The sequence below is a fragment of the Spirosoma oryzae genome (assembly GCF_003002825.1).
Lineage (GTDB): Bacteria > Bacteroidota > Bacteroidia > Cytophagales > Spirosomataceae > Spirosoma > Spirosoma oryzae.
On record NZ_PVTE01000053.1, the window covers coordinates 1 to 17,051 of the forward strand.

14 protein-coding genes and 1 tRNA gene are annotated in these 17,051 nt (G+C 46.0%); 8 read left to right on the forward strand and 7 right to left on the reverse strand.

Annotation, left to right across the window (positions count from 1 at the left end; all coding sequences use genetic code 11):
• Positions 1 to 161: 161 nt before the first annotated feature.
• Entirely contained in the window at positions 162 to 551 is a 390-nt protein-coding gene (locus CLV58_RS27370; protein WP_106141029.1) for a ribosomal maturation YjgA family protein, read from the reverse strand.
• Here CLV58_RS27370 and CLV58_RS27375 point away from each other — a divergent pair.
• From CLV58_RS27375 to CLV58_RS27400, 6 genes are all read left to right on the forward strand, one after another.
• Positions 550 to 1,857: a glycosyltransferase gene (locus CLV58_RS27375; RefSeq protein ID WP_342748966.1), complete on the forward strand. Its 1,308-nt coding sequence runs from the start codon at positions 550 to 552 to the stop codon at positions 1,855 to 1,857. The two genes, CLV58_RS27370 and CLV58_RS27375, sit on opposite strands and share 2 nt — an antisense overlap.
• Before the next feature lie 13 nt (positions 1,858 to 1,870).
• A complete protein-coding gene (gene rsmG / locus CLV58_RS27380; protein ID WP_106141030.1) occupies positions 1,871 to 2,500 on the forward strand; it encodes a 16S rRNA (guanine(527)-N(7))-methyltransferase RsmG in 630 nt (209 codons plus the stop codon).
• Between the two features lie 92 nt (positions 2,501 to 2,592).
• The gene (locus tag CLV58_RS27385) at positions 2,593 to 2,934 is read left to right on the forward strand and encodes a hypothetical protein (protein ID WP_106141031.1); all 342 of its coding nucleotides are present in this window, start codon (positions 2,593 to 2,595) and stop codon (positions 2,932 to 2,934) included.
• A gap of 120 nt (positions 2,935 to 3,054) precedes the next feature.
• Positions 3,055 to 3,128: transfer RNA gene (locus CLV58_RS27390), tRNA-Asn, on the forward strand.
• 69 nt (positions 3,129 to 3,197) lie between these two features.
• The gene (locus CLV58_RS27395; protein ID WP_106141032.1) at positions 3,198 to 3,584 is read left to right on the forward strand and encodes a hypothetical protein; all 387 of its coding nucleotides are present in this window, start codon (positions 3,198 to 3,200) and stop codon (positions 3,582 to 3,584) included.
• Complete coding sequence (locus CLV58_RS27400) at positions 3,526 to 6,108, forward strand: tetratricopeptide repeat protein (RefSeq protein WP_146141567.1); 2,583 nt, start codon at positions 3,526 to 3,528, stop codon at positions 6,106 to 6,108. Before CLV58_RS27395 ends, CLV58_RS27400 begins: the two co-directional genes overlap by 59 nt.
• 395 nt (positions 6,109 to 6,503) lie before the next feature.
• Here CLV58_RS27400 and CLV58_RS27410 read toward each other — a convergent pair whose 3' ends face one another.
• The 3 genes from CLV58_RS27410 to CLV58_RS27420 all read right to left on the reverse strand — a co-directional run bounded on the left by CLV58_RS27410 (position 6,504) and on the right by CLV58_RS27420 (position 10,110).
• On the reverse strand, positions 6,504 to 7,376 hold the full coding sequence (locus CLV58_RS27410; protein WP_106141035.1) for a toprim domain-containing protein: 873 nt from the start codon (positions 7,374 to 7,376) through the stop codon (positions 6,504 to 6,506).
• A 223-nt stretch (positions 7,377 to 7,599) separates the two neighbouring features.
• Positions 7,600 to 8,793 (reverse strand): VapE domain-containing protein, encoded by a 1,194-nt coding sequence (locus CLV58_RS27415; RefSeq protein ID WP_106141036.1) that lies wholly within the window; start codon positions 8,791 to 8,793, stop codon positions 7,600 to 7,602.
• Positions 8,794 to 8,901: 108 nt separating this feature from the next.
• Complete coding sequence (locus CLV58_RS27420; RefSeq protein WP_106141037.1) at positions 8,902 to 10,110, reverse strand: tyrosine-type recombinase/integrase; 1,209 nt, start codon at positions 10,108 to 10,110, stop codon at positions 8,902 to 8,904.
• A 384-nt stretch (positions 10,111 to 10,494) separates the two neighbouring features.
• Here CLV58_RS27420 and CLV58_RS27430 point away from each other — a divergent pair, with 384 nt between their 5' ends.
• Positions 10,495 to 10,956, forward strand: a complete 462-nt coding sequence (locus tag CLV58_RS27430) for a helix-turn-helix domain-containing protein (protein ID WP_106141039.1) — start codon at positions 10,495 to 10,497, stop codon at positions 10,954 to 10,956.
• 54 nt (positions 10,957 to 11,010) lie between these two features.
• Positions 11,011 to 11,946: a toll/interleukin-1 receptor domain-containing protein gene (locus CLV58_RS27435; protein ID WP_106141040.1), complete on the forward strand. Its 936-nt coding sequence runs from the start codon at positions 11,011 to 11,013 to the stop codon at positions 11,944 to 11,946.
• Positions 11,947 to 12,329: 383 nt separating this feature from the next.
• Here CLV58_RS27435 and CLV58_RS27440 read toward each other — a convergent pair whose 3' ends face one another.
• The 3 genes from CLV58_RS27440 to CLV58_RS27450 all read right to left on the reverse strand — a co-directional run bounded on the left by CLV58_RS27440 (position 12,330) and on the right by CLV58_RS27450 (position 16,713).
• Positions 12,330 to 12,755 carry a hypothetical protein gene (locus tag CLV58_RS27440; RefSeq protein ID WP_106141041.1) on the reverse strand — a complete coding sequence of 142 codons (426 nt, stop codon included), beginning with the start codon at positions 12,753 to 12,755 and terminating at the stop codon, positions 12,330 to 12,332.
• 185 nt (positions 12,756 to 12,940) lie between these two features.
• Positions 12,941 to 13,786 (reverse strand): 3-keto-disaccharide hydrolase, encoded by an 846-nt coding sequence (locus CLV58_RS27445; protein WP_170108816.1) that lies wholly within the window; start codon positions 13,784 to 13,786, stop codon positions 12,941 to 12,943.
• A 143-nt stretch (positions 13,787 to 13,929) separates the two neighbouring features.
• Positions 13,930 to 16,713, reverse strand: coding sequence for a PQQ-dependent sugar dehydrogenase (locus CLV58_RS27450; protein WP_106141042.1), 2,784 nt, complete (start codon positions 16,711 to 16,713; stop codon positions 13,930 to 13,932).
• Positions 16,714 to 17,051: the final 338 nt, after the last annotated feature.

Sequence of the window (17,051 nt, forward strand, 5' to 3'; positions counted from 1 at the left end):
TGGTCTCAGGGTGTTGAGTCAGGCAGTGGAGCGTTTTTATTTCATCAAACTAGGTTATGGACTCAATCCGAATTAAAACCCCTACAAGATTAGCCCTGAAGGGGGTCGGGGGGTAAAAGGCCGAACTGATCAGAAAACAGCCAAAATGAAGCGTACCATATCTACCCTAATCTCCGTCTGACAACCCAACCGTCGATGAATACGCCGACTGCTATGCCGACGCTGTAACAAAGCAGGTCGCTCCAGACGAACGAAAAGCCCAAGACCAGCCCGCCCAGTGTTGTGGCCCGAATCGCGTCGATCCAGGGGGCGTGGTATACCTGACTGAACTCGATACCGAAGCAGAAAAGCAGGGCGACGACGGCCGTTGTCCGCGTCGGCCAGCGGGGGAATAGAACTGCGAAGCCGAAGAAGACCATTAGCGCCCACAAGCTGTCGCCGACGTATAGTTTGACGAAGGTAATGTCGCCCAAAAAACGGCGGGACGCGAGCCCCAGCAGCAGGGCACTGAGCAACAGGCAACCATAGACGAATCGGTGTCGGGCGATCATGGGACCGGGTACGGGCAAGGGGCAGGGTGATGAACAGAGCGAAAACTACGGGCTGGCGTTCAGTATGACAAGGGGGGTATTCCGTATCTTTGCCGCCCAAACCGTATCTGCCTACGAATCAACCAATATCCACCCTGTGCTTACTCCGCTACTGATTGGCTGGCTGCTTGTGCTGGCCGTTCAGCTCCTGTACATCCTGTTTATTTTCAGCCGGACCGCTTTTCGGTCGGCCGATCCCACACCAAACGCGTCAGCTCAGCGTCGCGGTATAACGATCGTCGTCTGTGCCCGTAACGAACTCGCCAACCTGACCGAACTGCTGCCTATGCTCGACGCCCAGCACTACCCGACCTTCGAGGTGCTGGTCATGGACGACCGGTCGACCGATGGGAGCCGGGCGTTTCTCGAAAACGACATCGCCGACCTGACCCACGTCCGATTCATCCGAATCGATACCGAGCCTGAACACATTACACCGAAAAAGTACGCGCTGACCATTGCGCTGAAAAAAGCTACGTACCCGACTGTGCTGCTCACCGACGCCGACTGTCGGCCCGCGTCCGATCAATGGCTGGCCCGTATGGTGACTCCGCTGACTGATCCCGCCAAGGCGATCGTACTGGGCTTCTCGCCATACACCCGCTACCCCGGCCTGCTCAACTTCCTGATTCGGTCCGAAACGCTGTTTACCGCCGTGCAGTACCTGTCGCTGGCGCTGGCCGGCCGGCCGTACATGGGCGTGGGACGTAACCTGGCGTATCGCACAAAAACGTTCTTCGACAACCGGGGCTTCTACGCGCATATGAACGTGCTGGGGGGCGATGACGATCTGTTCGTCAACGAAGTGGCTACGGGCCGCAACACCACCGTCTGCCTTGACCCCGATACGTTTATGTGGTCGGAGCCGAAACGGACCTGGGCCGACTGGCGGATTCAGAAACGGCGACACCTGAACGTCGGCAAGTTTTACCGGACGGGCCACAAAATCCGGCTGGGCCTGCTGATCGGGTCGCACGTGGTGACCTGGCTGCTGGCGCTGGTAACCGGGGTGGCCGTGCTGGTGAAAATGAAGATCGACCCATCGTTTGCGCCGGACGAATGGCTACTTTTGTGGAGCGCTATGGGCCTGTTTGCCGCCCGGCTGCTGCTGTTCTGGGCCATCGTCGGCCGCGTCAGCTACCGGCTGGGGCATACCGTTCACTGGCTGCTGATGCCGGCTATGGACCTGATGCTCGGTATCTATTACGGACTGGCAGGCCTGAAAACGGGCCTGCGTCGGCGGCAGAAAACCTACGACTGGCGCTAGCGCCCTTATTTGCATGAACATCGACTTACTTCTGAAATATTTCCCGGCCCTGACCCCGCAGCAGAAAGAACAGTTTGCCGCGCTGGATGGGCTGTACCGCGAGTGGAACGCGCAGATCAACGTCATTTCCCGGCAGGACATCGACGCCCTGTACGAGAAGCACGTGCTGCATTCGCTCGGTATCGCCAAAATCATTCAGTTCAAACCCGGCACCGAGATTCTGGACGTAGGCACGGGGGGCGGCTTTCCCGGTATTCCGCTGGCAATCCTGTTCCCGATGGCCGACTTCCACCTGGTCGACAGCATCGGTAAAAAGATCAAGGTGGTGCAGGGGGTAGCCGACGCGCTGGGGCTGACGAATGTGAAAGCCGAGCAGGCGCGGGTCGAGCAGTTGGACACGACCTACGACTTTGTGGTGAGCCGGGCCGTGACGCGGCTGAAACCGTTCCTGGGCTGGGTACGCTACAAAATCGTGAAGGCGGGCAACAACGACCGACCCAATGGGGTTCTCTACCTCAAAGGGGGCGACCTGACCGAAGAGTTAGCTGAAGTACCTGACCGTTACCGCGCTTACGACCTCTCCGACTACTTCGAGGAACCCTTCTTCGAAACCAAAAAAGTTATTTACGTACCCAAAAAATAGGTTTTCGGTATACGGTATTCAGTTCACGGTGGCCGGACGATGGCCATCTGCTGCAACCGTAGACCGTATACCGAAAACTGATAACCACTGACATGCCTAACGAAAAATTCCGTTCCAGTAGCTTCAAAGACCCCATCACGCGCGACGAGGTCGAATTCAATGACAAGGGCGTTACCTTCCGGGTGCGCAAACTGATCGGGGGAACCGACAACTTCGTGTTTTACTCCGACATCTCGGGTGTCGAGATCGACAACGGTGTCTTTTTCTCGACGGTGCGCGTCATTCCCCGTGCCCGGCCCGAGATCGTGATCAGCAATTTCACCAAGAGCGACGCCCGGCGTATCAAGGAGCTTATCCTGAACAACGTACCGAGCCACCGGGGCGACGTATTTGGGAATCCGCCGATGGGAAACTCAGGCAATACGCCCCGCTGATAATCAGCCGGATATCGGTTGGCGTGGCAAAAAGCGTGAATTTAGTGAAGATTTTTTGCGGCAAACACTTGCACAGAATCCAGCAGCGCACTACTTTTGCACCACAATAACCGACAACACTCCCGAATAGCTCAGTCGGTTAGAGCATCTGACTGTTAATCAGAGGGTCGCTGGTTCGAGCCCAGCTTCGGGAGCAAACCCCCTAAAATGATGAATTTTAGGGGGTTTTTGTTTTAGGTGTATATATAATTGTAACTTTCAGCATGGACCCTGTAACAGTTGCAGCCGTAGTGGGCTATCTTGCAAAGACAATTAAAGAAAACAAAGCTTTTAAAGAATTCACAGCCGATTTAACCGAGGCTTCTGTGAATTGGATACGTCCTATTTTTTTAAAAGAGGACAGTACACCGAAGGAGGTACTGAAAGAGTTACAGGAAAAGCCAGATAGTGCATCTCGTAGAAAAGCTGCTGAAGCGGCTATTATGACAAGAATAGAAGATTACCCCGAAGAAGGGCATTATCTTAAAGAGATATTTGAATCTATTAATAAAAAAAATACTACTAGTCAGAACACTGTCACTAATAGCAAAAATGTCAATACAGGAAATATTTCGGCTGGTGGCAACGTGTCTATCGGGGACAAACATTAATAATATAGATAACAGTAAGAACGTTAACACCGGAAATATATTTGCCGGCGGTAACGTCCACATAGGCGATATAAATGTAAATGATAACCCTATTCCTAAATTTCTTACTGGAAAACCTTTTAAATTAAAAAATATAGTTGGTAGGATTGACGATATAGAAGGATTAATAGAGGATTTATCTGATCCAAATAAATCATTACTTCTAGTTAATGGAGAAGGGGGTATTGGAAAGACCACTCTGTTATCCCATTATTGGCATGGAAGCACAGATGAGTATAATCATCTTGGTTGGATAAATGCAGGCGATAGTTTAAAAAGCTCGTTGTTGTCATTTGCCAAAAGAATAAGCAAAGAATACAACCCAGCATTATCTGATGAAACAAATCTGATAAATTTATTCGAATTTTTATCAACATTAGATGGGATTTCGCTTTTAGTAATTGATAATGTAGATGATGAAGCAGAAATAAAAAAATATTATAAATTACTAAAATCTCTAACTAACTTTCATGTAGTTATCACTACAAGAATTAATAAACTATACGATTTAGAGATATACAAAGTTCAAGGTTTGAACTTTGAAAACGCAATCAATTTATTCAAGTTACATTATAAAGATGTATTAGAGAAAGATTATTTGTATATAGAAAAAATATTTGTAGCTGTAGGATACAATACATTGGTAATAGAATTACTTTCCAAAAACTTAAGTGTTATAAATAAATATAGAGGTGAGTATAAACTTGAGGATTTAGTAAAAGATCTTCAACATAAAGGCTTATTAAAAATAAAAACAAAGAATGTTGAAACTACTTACGGTAGTGACGAATTAACTTCTGCAAAACCGCAAGACGTTATAAAGGCTTTGTACGATATAAATAAGTTAAGCGATAATGAAAATAAATTGTTAACGAATTTAAGTTTATTTCCATCGGAAAATATTGGGTACGAGGAACTAGTTAGTATAATACAGCCGTCAAATTTTGATGATTTTCACGATGACTTCTCATCCTTAAGTGATAAAGGATGGATAGAATACAATAGTGACACGAAGAGCTTCAAAATAAATCCTCTTATTAAAGTAATTATTTTAGACAAAAACAAACTTCACATTAATGCATATTGTGACAAGTTAATAAACAATCTGCCAGCTAATTTTCAGAAATTAAATCATTCCCAGCTATATTTAACTGCTAGTATATCTGTCAATTTAATACGAGCCATTGATAATAAATCTAAAATAATAGCCCATTTGTGTGTAGACTTGAGTAATTATTTTAAAAGCGTAGGGGATTTAGATGGGGCGGCGAAATACATAATAATAGCAAAAAATATTTTTTACAAGCTTAAAGATAATTCTGAATATTTATCTTGTATTGGTTCTTTGGGTATTATAAGACACAGTCAAGGAAACTTTAAAGCAGCAATGATTAATTATGAAGAAGCAATAAAGGGATATAGTAATAGTCAATATAACAACTCTCTTTATCACCAAATTCGTTTTAACGAACACAAAGGAATGCTTCTTTATCAGGAGGGAAAATTCAAAGAAGCATTAAAGATTCATTTGCAAGATTATGAAAAAATACACAAAAAGAATATAGATAGCGATGTTCATTTACTTGAAGAATTTGCCGCTATAAATCAGAATATAGCAGTAATTTATCAAGATATGGGCGAGATTGAGAAGGCTGAATCTTCATTTGAAGAAATGAGAGTTTCATTTGAAAAACTTATAAAGATAGATCCTAGTTCAGAAAGATTCAAACTAGGTTATGCTTTAGCATACTCTAAAATAGCTACCATTAATAAATATTATGGTAACATGTCAGTCGCTATAGAGTATTATGAGAACTATTATAATATAATAAAAGAGTTGTATGGAAGTAACAGTAAGAACGAAGATTTAGCTAATAATTTGTCCAGAGCAGCAGATTTTTTGTTCAGAATTTATTTAGATATTGGTGAAGTAGTAAAAGCAAAGACATATTTAAAAGTTTTTGAGAGTATATCTATTTCAATTTATGAAAATAATCCTCATGCTGAATTTTCAAAAACTGGTATTGCGTTAGTTTATAGTCGATTAGGAGCGCTTGCTAAAAAGGAAAAAAAATGGAGTCAAGCAGTTGCTCATTTTAAAGATTATAACAAAATGTGTATTTCTTTATTAGAGAAGAATAATCGTTCTGTTCAGTTTAAAAATGGTGTAGCTATATCCTATCGAGCTTTAGGGGAAGTATATAATCAAATTGATTCAGATGATGAAGCTATAGACTGTTTTAAGTTATCAATTAAATATTTGACGGAACTTTGTTCAGCTATTGAATCTGTAGAGTTTTTAGAAAATTTAGCTTCTTCTAATTTAGCACTAGGTCTTACTTATAAGAAATTGGACAGAAAAGAAGAAGCTAAAGTTTCTTTGTTAGAAGCATATGAAATTTGGAAAAGCTTATGTGATAAGTATCTAATCCAAAAGTTTTGTTTGAATAGTGAACAAGTATTAATGGAAATTGCAAAATTATAGCTATTCTATTTATAGAAGTCCTTTACGCCTTAAACGCAAATGAGCCTTTTGACAACTTTGACAGCAGAAAGCAGTATCTGCTCTCTTCCCTTCGTAGGTTTTTAGGCAGTATAAACAGCTCTTCTTGTAAAACATACCTTTCTTATGCTCGGACCAATAACCGAAGTGCTGGTCATAATGAGATACGTCTTTGTCTTTCTTGACAGATTCAAATTCGTAATTGCGAATTCCACTCTTGCTCACTACAACTTTGCTTTCTTTCTTCATTTGTGTACGCGTTATAGACGAGATACCGACTGTAAAAATCCTGTTTAAGCCTGAGATAAGCCTTTGATAATTAGCGAAAACCGTTGTAAAACCACTGTAGAAGCTTACAAATAGCTATGTAATGTATTCTAAGCGTAACGATGAGCTTGTAAGTATTCGTTAAAGTCTTTGTAGCCCGTATAATAGTGAGAGCAGTCCAGAACGTTTAGTCTATCTGCTTTGAGACGGTCTATTGTTTTCCTTCCCGCATTGTCGTTGTCCAGAAACAAGTTGATTGTATTGTATTGCAATAAGGCTGGTATAGTATCAGGTAGGAAGGAGAGAGAGTTTAGGATTAGTGTGGAGTTTTTAAGTCGCAAGACATTGAACATTTCACAGCAAGACAGGAAATCAAAGACACCTTCAAAGACGTTCACCAAGCTTGAGTTTTGCACTGGAACGAGTGAAAACCATTTTGGGGACGTACTTCCTTTAAAGTATTGACTTCGTAGCTCGTAGCCACCTTTACCGTTACGAAAACCGATTGCGTAGTACTGTTTGCCTCTCACACGGTAGTGTATTTCTTTTAGATAGGTTTGGGCTAGTGCCAGCGATATTCGCCTGCTAGCTATGTAAGCTAGCAAAGAACGATTTTGTAGTGGTTGAACGCTGACGATTTCAACTGACGATGAATCGTGTTGAGAGATAGCTTCACCGCTAAAAGAAAAAGGTTGGGAGCTATTAGGAGATAATGCTTCAAGCGTCTCAACGGCTCGGAAGAAGCCACAGCCGGTTAGATACTGCACTAGTCGAATTATATCACCTTGTTCACCTTCTCCGCTGAAGTCGTGAAAGACGTTCTTACGTGGATTGACAAGAAACGATGGTGTAGCTTCTATATTCTTAGGTGAGTAATAGACAAGCTCGGCTCCCGATGCTTTGACTGGTTGGTATCCCTGCTGCTTGAGGTAGTCGACGATTGGAATTTCTTTTAGCTGAGCAATCTGTGCTTTAGTTCTCATTCTTTTTCTTTAGCGGTGAAAAACCATTACTCGTCTACTCAGATCTGTTAATTGCTTACAGTCAAATACTTACTACCAATTATTCGAGTAAGTAGGACATTGTCGTTTCTCGGTTTGACGAGAAACGAGCAGAAACGAGTAAGGGATTAATAACTCGAATTAAGGGTTGTAAATGTCTAGTAGTCAGCTATATAAACTAATTTGAGTAGACGAGTAAGTAGTATTACTTCATTTTGACGAAATAGCCTTTTTCTGAATAACCCTTTATAGAGTTGTAATTAGTCTCCTGAATGAATCCCATAATCTGCAAAGCTTTGCCGATCTGATTTCGATACAGCTTAATGGATACCCTACCTCGTAGATATTCTTCAATGTCAGAAGCGGTGCAGAATAAAGCTTCATTATCTGCTTTACCGCTAGGTAAGTAGTACTTGCCAATGACTTCCATCTCACTAGTGGTACGAAGAAAGCGACGGTTCAACAACTCCTGCTGGTTGATCTCATCGGGTATCATATTACAGTTAAAGGCAGTGTTATTTAACAAGGCCACAGCTTGCGCCCACACTAAGTTCATTGACACGTTAGCCGCGTAGCCGTTTGGCCCTCCGGCATCATGTTGAATGTTTCGTACGACGAACGGTAGCCAACGGACGTTTCCGGTTTCATCAGTTAAGAATTCAAATTGGTTCGTACTGGCAACGAAGCTAGCCCGACGAGCAAAGGGTGTTTCGATGTTTTGAAATAGTAGCCGAAACTTTACTGTGCTTTCTGAGAGTACTGATTTGAACTCGTTGTTCAGCTCTTTCTTGTCGAATGAAGCCAACTCATCAAGGTTGATGAAAAAATTCTGAATCAGCGAAAACTTACCTTCCTTACTGCCAAAGTCAAAGCCCTTTTTGGCGTAAGCTCTTAATCCGTCAGGTATTAGAAAATCTAGGAACGTAGTTTTACCATCATTCTGTTTACCTACCAGTGTTAGGCATTGCTTATTGAATGGGATACGGCCAATGGCTTGTCCGACGGCACGCACTATCCATTTCTTGAACATTAGTTTCCTCCATCGTTGATCGTCGGTATGTACATAGTCGGCTAGTTGATCGATGTAGTCCGGTTGAGTATCGTTCCATTGAGGTAAACCCTCAAAATAGGTAGCGAAAGGATCGTATTTGGGGATGATTCTAGAACCAAACAACGCCCGCAACGGATCTTTGAAACCTTTAAAACCGGCTTCAAATAGCTCATACTCTATATCTGCCATGTTGACTAGCTCCCAGTCAACACTACTTTTCCGCTTACGTTCTAGCTGATTTGACACTACGTTAACTCGGTATTCAAACTGATCAAATAGAAACTCTTGAATACGACGGATAATAGGTTGCCCTTCCGAGCTAAGCTCGTTATCAGATTTTGACCGCATGTGAGGGATTGCGTTAGAAAAATGAAGAGAACTGTACTTTTGCTATAGTAGGGTTTGAACTACACAGCTTCGCTAACCGAGTCGTCGCCGTTCTGTCTGTCCTGAAATTCACGCATGTGGCTGAATAACTGCTTCTTCCGAACGTTGGGTGTAATAAGACTCTGTGGTGCTGGTTTTACGGTGACCTAGCATTATGGCAACACTAGTCAGTGGAACACCGTTAGCGATGTAGTATGACGCGCAGGTTTTGCGGGCAACATGCGTCGTTAGCCGGATGGGTATCTTGCAAACAGCCTGTATCTCTTTCAAAATCCTATTGATTACTTGGTTTGCATAAACAGGTAGCGACCTGCTACGAGCTATGCAATCAGGATTGTGAGCGTACTTTTCAAGAATCTGTATAGCTTTCAGGACTAATGGAATCACACAGAGGTTCCCGTTTTTGCCCCGATTAATTTTGATAAGTTTACTACCGTTGTCTACCGTTACTATATGAGACGCACATAGCTTACTTACATCGATATACGCTAAACCAGTATAACAACAGAACAGGAATATATCTTTTACATAGTTGTACTCTCGACCGACGAAAGTCGCGTTTTCCAGTGTTCGTATATCGTTCTCTTTCAGGGCAATAACCTCTTTTCGGTCGCGTCTCGGTTGAAAGAAAGCGAAGGGGTTTCGGTCTAACCATTCTTTCGAAATAGCGTAGTTCAAAGTCCGTTTAAGGAATTCAGCGTGTAGAACGGCATGATTGTGCCCGTGCCCATACGTACGTTTACAAAAATTGACTAGGCTTTGGGCGTCTGCTAGCTTGAGCGCATCTAATGTTAGATGCGGGTTATTGTGTTGAGTCGTAACGTATTGCGTTATACGTTCCACTATATAACGCTTCTTTGCAACCGTTTTTGGTTCATAGTCAATCCCGGTCAGCGCTTCAAACTCTTCTCTAAAAAAGGTATTCAAACACTCGACAAGTGTTGGTATGGTCGGGTCAGCACTGTTCTTTTGCAAAACAACTGACTTTATCAGGGCCAAGTCAGGTATGCGGTTTGTTAATAGAAAGTCGGTGTATGTTCGCTGTAAATCAGCACGGAGTGATTGCAGAAGGATTGTAGCCGAGTTATTTCCAATGATGGAAAACTCCTTCCTATCAAGCTCATTAGGCCGACAGGTAAGGCCCGTAGAGAAAGCAAGACTTTTGCCGCTGAGGGAAAGCTTGAGGTAAACGTTCGATCCGCGTTGATACAGTAAGACGGTCATGCGCTTCATACGTTTTCCCTTTGAACTTGACGAGTCTGTTTTTACTTTTGACATAGTACAATAAGTGAGTAGTTAAAAATTAGCCCATCAACGCCTGGCCGCGTTGATGGGCTAATGCGTTTAGATTAGCTTGTTAGGAGAGATATTGAAGTGGTTTGACAGAGATGCAAGCTCATCTCTTTGTGGCTGAATCTCCCCTTTTAGTATCTTAGAGAAGCGATGTTTATTTATACCTACACTTTGATAAAACTCCTTTGTAGGCTTAAATTGCATATTCGCAGGTAATACTTCCTGTATTAGGTCTGAGATAGGCGTCATTTGTGCGTTTCGCATGCTGATATAAGTCTATTTGTATGACAAATATAGACTTAAAGTGCATATACGAATCAAGCTTATATCTAAAATAAGTCTATAATTTAGAATCTGTATAGATAATATATGTCTCAAGTGTATGCCAATATAAAGGCAATTCGTACGGAGAAAGGCCTTAAGCAAGAAGACGTTGCCCAAAAAATGGGCATGGCTCAAAGCAACTATGCTCGATTAGAGAAGGGGCTAACTCAAGCTACTATTGAAAGGCTAGAGCAACTAGCTGACATATTCGCTATACCTGTTTCGTCGATACTCAGTTACGAAACAGGCACTGAGTCAGGGAATGAAGACATTTCGTACTATATTAATCTGTGTAGAAAATACGAAAAGCAAGTTGATACATTAAGAAAACGAGTAAGCGAATTAGAAGAAGAAAGTCTACAAGACTGGGGGAAGCTTAATGATGAATTAAAGGTAGCTAAAGAAAAAAATCGTTTTCTAGCTGATAGACTTAAGGAAAAGGATAGAACTATACAGATACTTGAAAAAGCCCTTGATGCGCTAACTAGTAGCAAACAAGATAAATAATTTTTTGTCTGATAAACCCTTTTTTGAAGTAATTAATGTTTTCAATGTAAGTAAATGGCGCATAATTTTTTTATAAGTCACTACAGCAAAGATTTCAATGTAGCTGAAATTATTGCTAATCTGTTACAGAAGATTACATTAAACCAAATACAGCCTTGGTTTTCATCCGATAAGCGCGAATCAGGAGGGCTTATGCCGGGTGATATATGGTTTTCTCAAATTATAGAGAAAATATCTAGAAGTAAAGCAGTTGTAGTGCTGCTTACCCCTAACAGCATTAATAGGCCTTGGCTATACTATGAGAGTGGTATTGCGCAGGCTTTGCCTGAATGTGAGCTTATACCAATATGTATAGGTATTAAAGGTAATGATGTACCGGCACCGTTAAACGTTTATCAATACTATCAGGTAAGTGACTTAGAATCCTTAAGAAACTTTACAGCTAAGCTTGTTAGTAAGTTTGGGATTCCGTTTGATGAAGATATGACAAAAGGAATTTTAGAGAGAGTAATTTCAAACTTGTCAGAAATAACTTTTGAGCCGCAAAAGAATGAGAAGCAGCCAGGTATAGAGGAGATACTTAATGAAGTTAAAAATCATTTTGACAATAGGTTCATAGAGTTAATCAGTAATAATAATATTTCTAGAACTAATTCTGCCAAAAGGCTTTTGATGTATGATGTTAGCATAAACATAAAATTTAATACAGGGACGAAGACTCATGTCTTGTCTGTAAGCGAAGACAGTACGTTTGGAGATATTACAGATAATATATTTTTCTTATTAGAAAGAAGAGTGGCTCCATTCACATACTTGTCAGAATGGATTTTAGTAGAGGATTCAACTAATATTCACATAGTAATAAGAGAAGTTGCGGATCAGATACCAGCAAAAAATATTTTTAAAATCAATAACAGTTATTCTGTAAAGTTTTTAGCCAATCCATATATAGCCACAGACAGCCAAATACGATTGGATGAGAGGAGATAGTGATATTAGATTTATTTTCGCAATATACATATCTATGTACGTTTTATTGTGTTGGTTACACATTAAACACTTGATTATGAGTTAGATAGTGTAAATGCATTGCGCTGTAATAGGTGCAGTGTAATAAATTGTATACCAAATATTTGTATAAACGCTTGGTAAAGAGTAGGTTGTATATTGTCGTTTACCCCAGCTTCGGGAGCAAAAAAGCACTTAGCAGTAATGTTAGGTGCTTTTTTTATGCCTGTTCTACTACAGATTATAATGTGGATTTTAGCGAATGAGTAAAGTCATTAGTACGAGTAGTACTTTACTTGACAAGCTCCCTGCGGAAATGCGTGTCAACCAAGCGATTAAGAATAGCTATTAGGAAAGTATGGACATCATCGAACCGGATGAATAGCTTGCCAAGTGCCTTTGCCTTGACCATCGTTGACAGTCCATTCGCCGGTCAGTGCAGTACCTTTTAGTTCGCCAGTCAGCGTTACGTCGGAACCATCACTCGGTTCTGTGTACGAAGCGGTAAATCGGTTCTGGCTGAAGACTACTTTCTTGAGTTTGGTTGTATAGCGTTCCCCGTCGGATATGATAACGGTAAGCTGACCGCCCAACTGACGAGTATTGCTATCCTGCTGAAGGGCCAGTTCCAACTTACCTGACGAAGCGCCTTCAAACGTACCAACCCATTGTCCCAGTATAGCGGTTACCGAGTCAGTAGTCTGATTACTCGACGTCAGGGCTACTTGTGCGTAGCTTGCTGTTAGCGGTACCAGACCGATAAACAGTAGCGAGAAGGCCTTGATCGTCATAGTTGTAGGTCGGTTGGTGTGATAGGCATGTTTGGTTCTGAAAAGTCAGTCAGCCGTATTTCCTACTAAATGTATCAGTGAATTGACGTATCGGCTCGCATACCTTATATCTGAATGCGCTCACGACGGGCAAAAAATAAGTCGCTTACTTTCTGACGGCTGGCAGTTGGTAAGCGACTTGGTGATTATTTCTCTTTTCTCTTTTTCAGGTAGTCCAGCGCGGCTCGTAGCTGTTTGGGGTTGTTCATGTAGGGGGAGAGGTCGAAGAGGGAGACACGGCGGAAATCGACCGGGCCGCTCTCGCTTTGCAGGGAGATATACCCTGATTTGAGGGCTTTTCCGTCGACTTTGACCGCCGGGTCGTAGTTGATGACATTGCCGCCCCCGATCTGGGGCTTCGAATAGGTTAGCACGGTGTCGCCTTCCACGATGTGCGTAATCAGGGAGTCGCCCAGGACGAGGGCTTCCGCGCGGACCCACTGCTCGCCCGCGTACGTTTTCGACCGGGAGTCGACGCAGTGCGGGGTAAACAGTTTACCGTCCATCACGACGTTGGTGCCGGGGGTACACAGATTGGCCGTATGGCGGTCGTGCTTGCCGTCGCCACCCAGCAGTTGCATTTCCAGCGAAATCGGGAAGTCCTGTTTGAGGCCCATCGTTTCAGGGGCCTGTCCGTGCAGCATGGCACCACTGTTGCGAATGGCCCAGCCCGGCCCGCCTTTGACCTGCTCGCCCACAAAACGGTACTCGATGACGAGCAGATAGGCCGAGAACGGTTTTTTGTAGAACATGTGGCCGTACTGCTCATCGAAGGCGTCGTACTTGTCGTAGCGGACAGCGATGTTGCCGTCTTGCACCCGGAACGTGTTGTTGTAGTTGTCGCCAACCGGGTGGTTCGTGATCTTGACGGTCCAGTCGTTCAGGTCTTTGCCGTTGAAGAGCTGAATCCAGGGCTGTTTTTTCGGATTGGGTTGCGCAAAAAGGACCGTAGCCATGAGCAGAAAGGCAGCGGTGAGTCGAAACGTATACATGCGAACTGTGGGGTTGTGGGTGATCGGTAGGAATAAAGAAAGGGGCAGCATACGGATTATACTGCCCCTTCGTGAGTACTATCAGTAGCGGAGTCTGGCTACTAGGACTAGGGTGGCTAACCTCTCAATTGGTTCATGCCGCCTTAACGGCCAACGGATTTGGGCTTCTCGGCCTGGGCGGCTGTTGCCCCCGAATCAAACCGGATCGATTCCAGACTGAACAGATCGTTGTTGGGGCCGTCGGGTTTGACGAACACGAAATACAGGTCGTGCTTGCCGGCGGGTGCCTGAATGGCCGCACTGCGCTCCTGATACGTATCCCACTTGCCCGTTGCCGGATACGCCAGCGTGCTGACAAGCGGTCCCGTCGGCGAGTCGGTATGTACTTCGACGGTCGCGGCTTTGTCTTTCGACGAATAGCGGTACGTCAGCTGATTGATGCCTTTGAGGTCGATGTTTTTCAGCACTAAGTACGACTGATGGTGAATCTGCCCCAGGCGCTTGCCCTGCCGAGTAATGTTATGCAGTTGGTCGGCTTCGCTACCCAGTACGCGGTTGGGTCGCAGCACCAGCGCATCCGTGCGGGTCAGCGCCAGTTGCGTACGGGGTTTGCCCGCCGGGGGCAAGAGCGAGCCTTTGTCGGTGTACGTAGCCGTCAGGACGTAGCGGCCCGTCTGCGCTTTGCCCACGTGATCGGTGAGGGCCAGCTTACCCCTGGGGGCCACCCGATTCTCGACCGGTAGGTTGGTCAGCGATAGAATGTAGTTGACCATCTCGGACGCTTCTTCGCGCGACAGCTGCGGGTGGGCGCTCATGGAGTGTTCACCCCAGACACCCCCGCCACCGATGATGACTTTGTTCGCCAGTTTGGCGGGTGCTGTTTTGTCGTCGCGGTACCGTTTGGCTACCTCCATAAACGCCGGGCCTACTGAAGGCGCGTTGACCTGATGGCAGGCTTTACAGTCGGACCCGGCAATCAGCGATTTCCCCAGACTGTATGTCGCCGTCAGTTGCTGGTGCCCCATCTGCGGTTCGCTGCTTACTTTGGGAATGTAGTTGAGCACTACTTTCACTCGCTTCGGGTCGATGGCTTTGTCTTCCTTGTCGCTGACCGTTACCGTGTAGGGCAACGGTGTCGATTCGGTACCGAAGAAGGTACTGTTGGCCGCCGTGCGGATGGCTACCTGGGGCGCGGTGTTGCCCACCCGGACCGTTACGGTGTCGACGCTGCGCATACCGGCCTTGTCGGTGACGGTCAGGACGGTTTTGTAGATGCCGTTTTTGCGGAACGTGTAGCTGGGGTTCGCGTCGGTCGCGCCGATGGTTTTACCGTCGAACCGCCATTCGTAGCGTAGCTGGTCACCTTTATCGTAGTCGAGGCTTTTGTCACCGGTGAACGCGACCGTCAGCGGGGCCAGTCCGATGGTGTCGACGGCCTGCGCTTTGGCAACGGGCGCGCGGTTACCCCCGTTGAAGTCGATCCGTACCAGCCGGGCGTCGTCATTGTCGATACCGTAGACCGAGCCGTATTCGAGCATGTAGAAACTGCCGTCGGGACCAACTTCCAGATCGACCGGCCGGCGGAAATCACCGGTTTTGGGCATGAACGGCTCCATCGATACGTAGTTCTGTTTATCGTCGAGCCGGACGGCAAACACCCAGTTCCGCATCCAGTCGTAGACAAACAGCGCCTTGTCGTAGTAAGCGGGCATCTTCGTGTTCGACGTCAGGGCCTGATCGAAGTGGTAAACAGGTCCACCCATAGCGCAGCGGCCACCTTCGCCCAACTGCGGAAACTCGGTCGACACGTTGTACGGATACCAGATCATCGCGCGCTGGGCGGGGGGCAGCGTCTTCGCGCCCGTGTTGCCGGGGGAATTGTTTACCGGGGCCAGGCTGTCGAAAAGGGGACCGATGGCTTTGGTGGCAAAATCATACTGCGCATACGGCTTGTTGTCGCCGACGAAGTACGGCCAGCCGTAGTTACCGGCCTTCCGCGCCTGATTGAACTCGTCGTAACCACGTGGTCCCTGCGGGCTGTCAGTACCGCCGTCGGGACCGATTTCACCCCAGTACAGAATCGACGTTGCCGGATCGACCGAGATGCGGTAGGGGTTGCGGCAACCCATCACGTAAATCTCCGGGCGGGTGTGGGTACGGTCCGACGGGTCGGTTCCTTTGGGAAAGAGGTTACCCTCCGGAATCGTGTACGAACCGTCGGGGTGTACGCGTATCCGCAGAATCTTACCCCGCAGATCGTTGGTATTACCGGCCGATCGCTGGGCATCGAAAGTCGGGCGACCGGGCCGCGTGTCGATCGGCGCGTGGCCTTGCGAATCAAACGGAACGGTATTGTCGCCGGTCGAGATGTAAAGGTTCCCCTGCTTATCCCAGGCCATCGAGCCACCCGTGTGGGCGCTTACTTCCAGGTCGATGGGAAATTCGATGATGGTTTTTTCACTCGCTACGTCCAGCGTGTTGTCGTCGGCGATTTTGTAGCGGGCGATGCGCTGCAGCGTCTGGTTGCCGGGCTGAACCGTGTAGAAAAAGTAAAGGAAATGGTTGTCCTTGAAATTCGGGTCGATGGTCATACCAAGCATCCCGTTGAGATACTTGTCGACAGCCTTGACAGGAAAGTCGTGCAGCAGCCGGGTCTTTTTCTGGGTCGGGTCGTAGAGATAAAACTTACCCGCCCGTTCGACGAAAAAGACACGCCCGTCGGGGGCCACCGCCAGTTCCATCGGTTCATTGAGGTCGTTGGACAGGACCGTTTTGGTGAAGCGGTTTTCCTCGGGTCGGGTCAGGGTGTCGGGGGCAGAAACGGTGGTTTCCGGCGAACGGGGTGTCGTTGCCAATCGGCTGGTTAGCAAGCCGGCGCTGACCAGCAAGCTAAGCAGCAGACTGGAAGCGGTAACGGGTAAGGACATGGGCTGAAGTAGTCAGAGGGTTGTATATCAGTAAGTGGTTTATGCAAAACTAATCATTTGTCAGGTAGGTGAGGGGGGCTTATTCGCCTAATGAGGTGGTCAAATCAGTCATCCTGGTTAGGCCGGTGGGGCTTTACCCGTGTAGTGAACGCCGGGCTGCCGAGTGCTGGCCCATTTGTCCCCCAACCCCCTGAAGGGCGGGGCTGTTAAGTTCTAGTCCATCTACCCCCCAGCCCCCTAAAGGGGCTAACCTTGTAGGGGTTTTGAGCCTTCAAAACCGAGCACTTCGCAAAGGAGCTTTTTTACCCCTAAATCCCCTGAAGGGCGGTCGGCCGCTG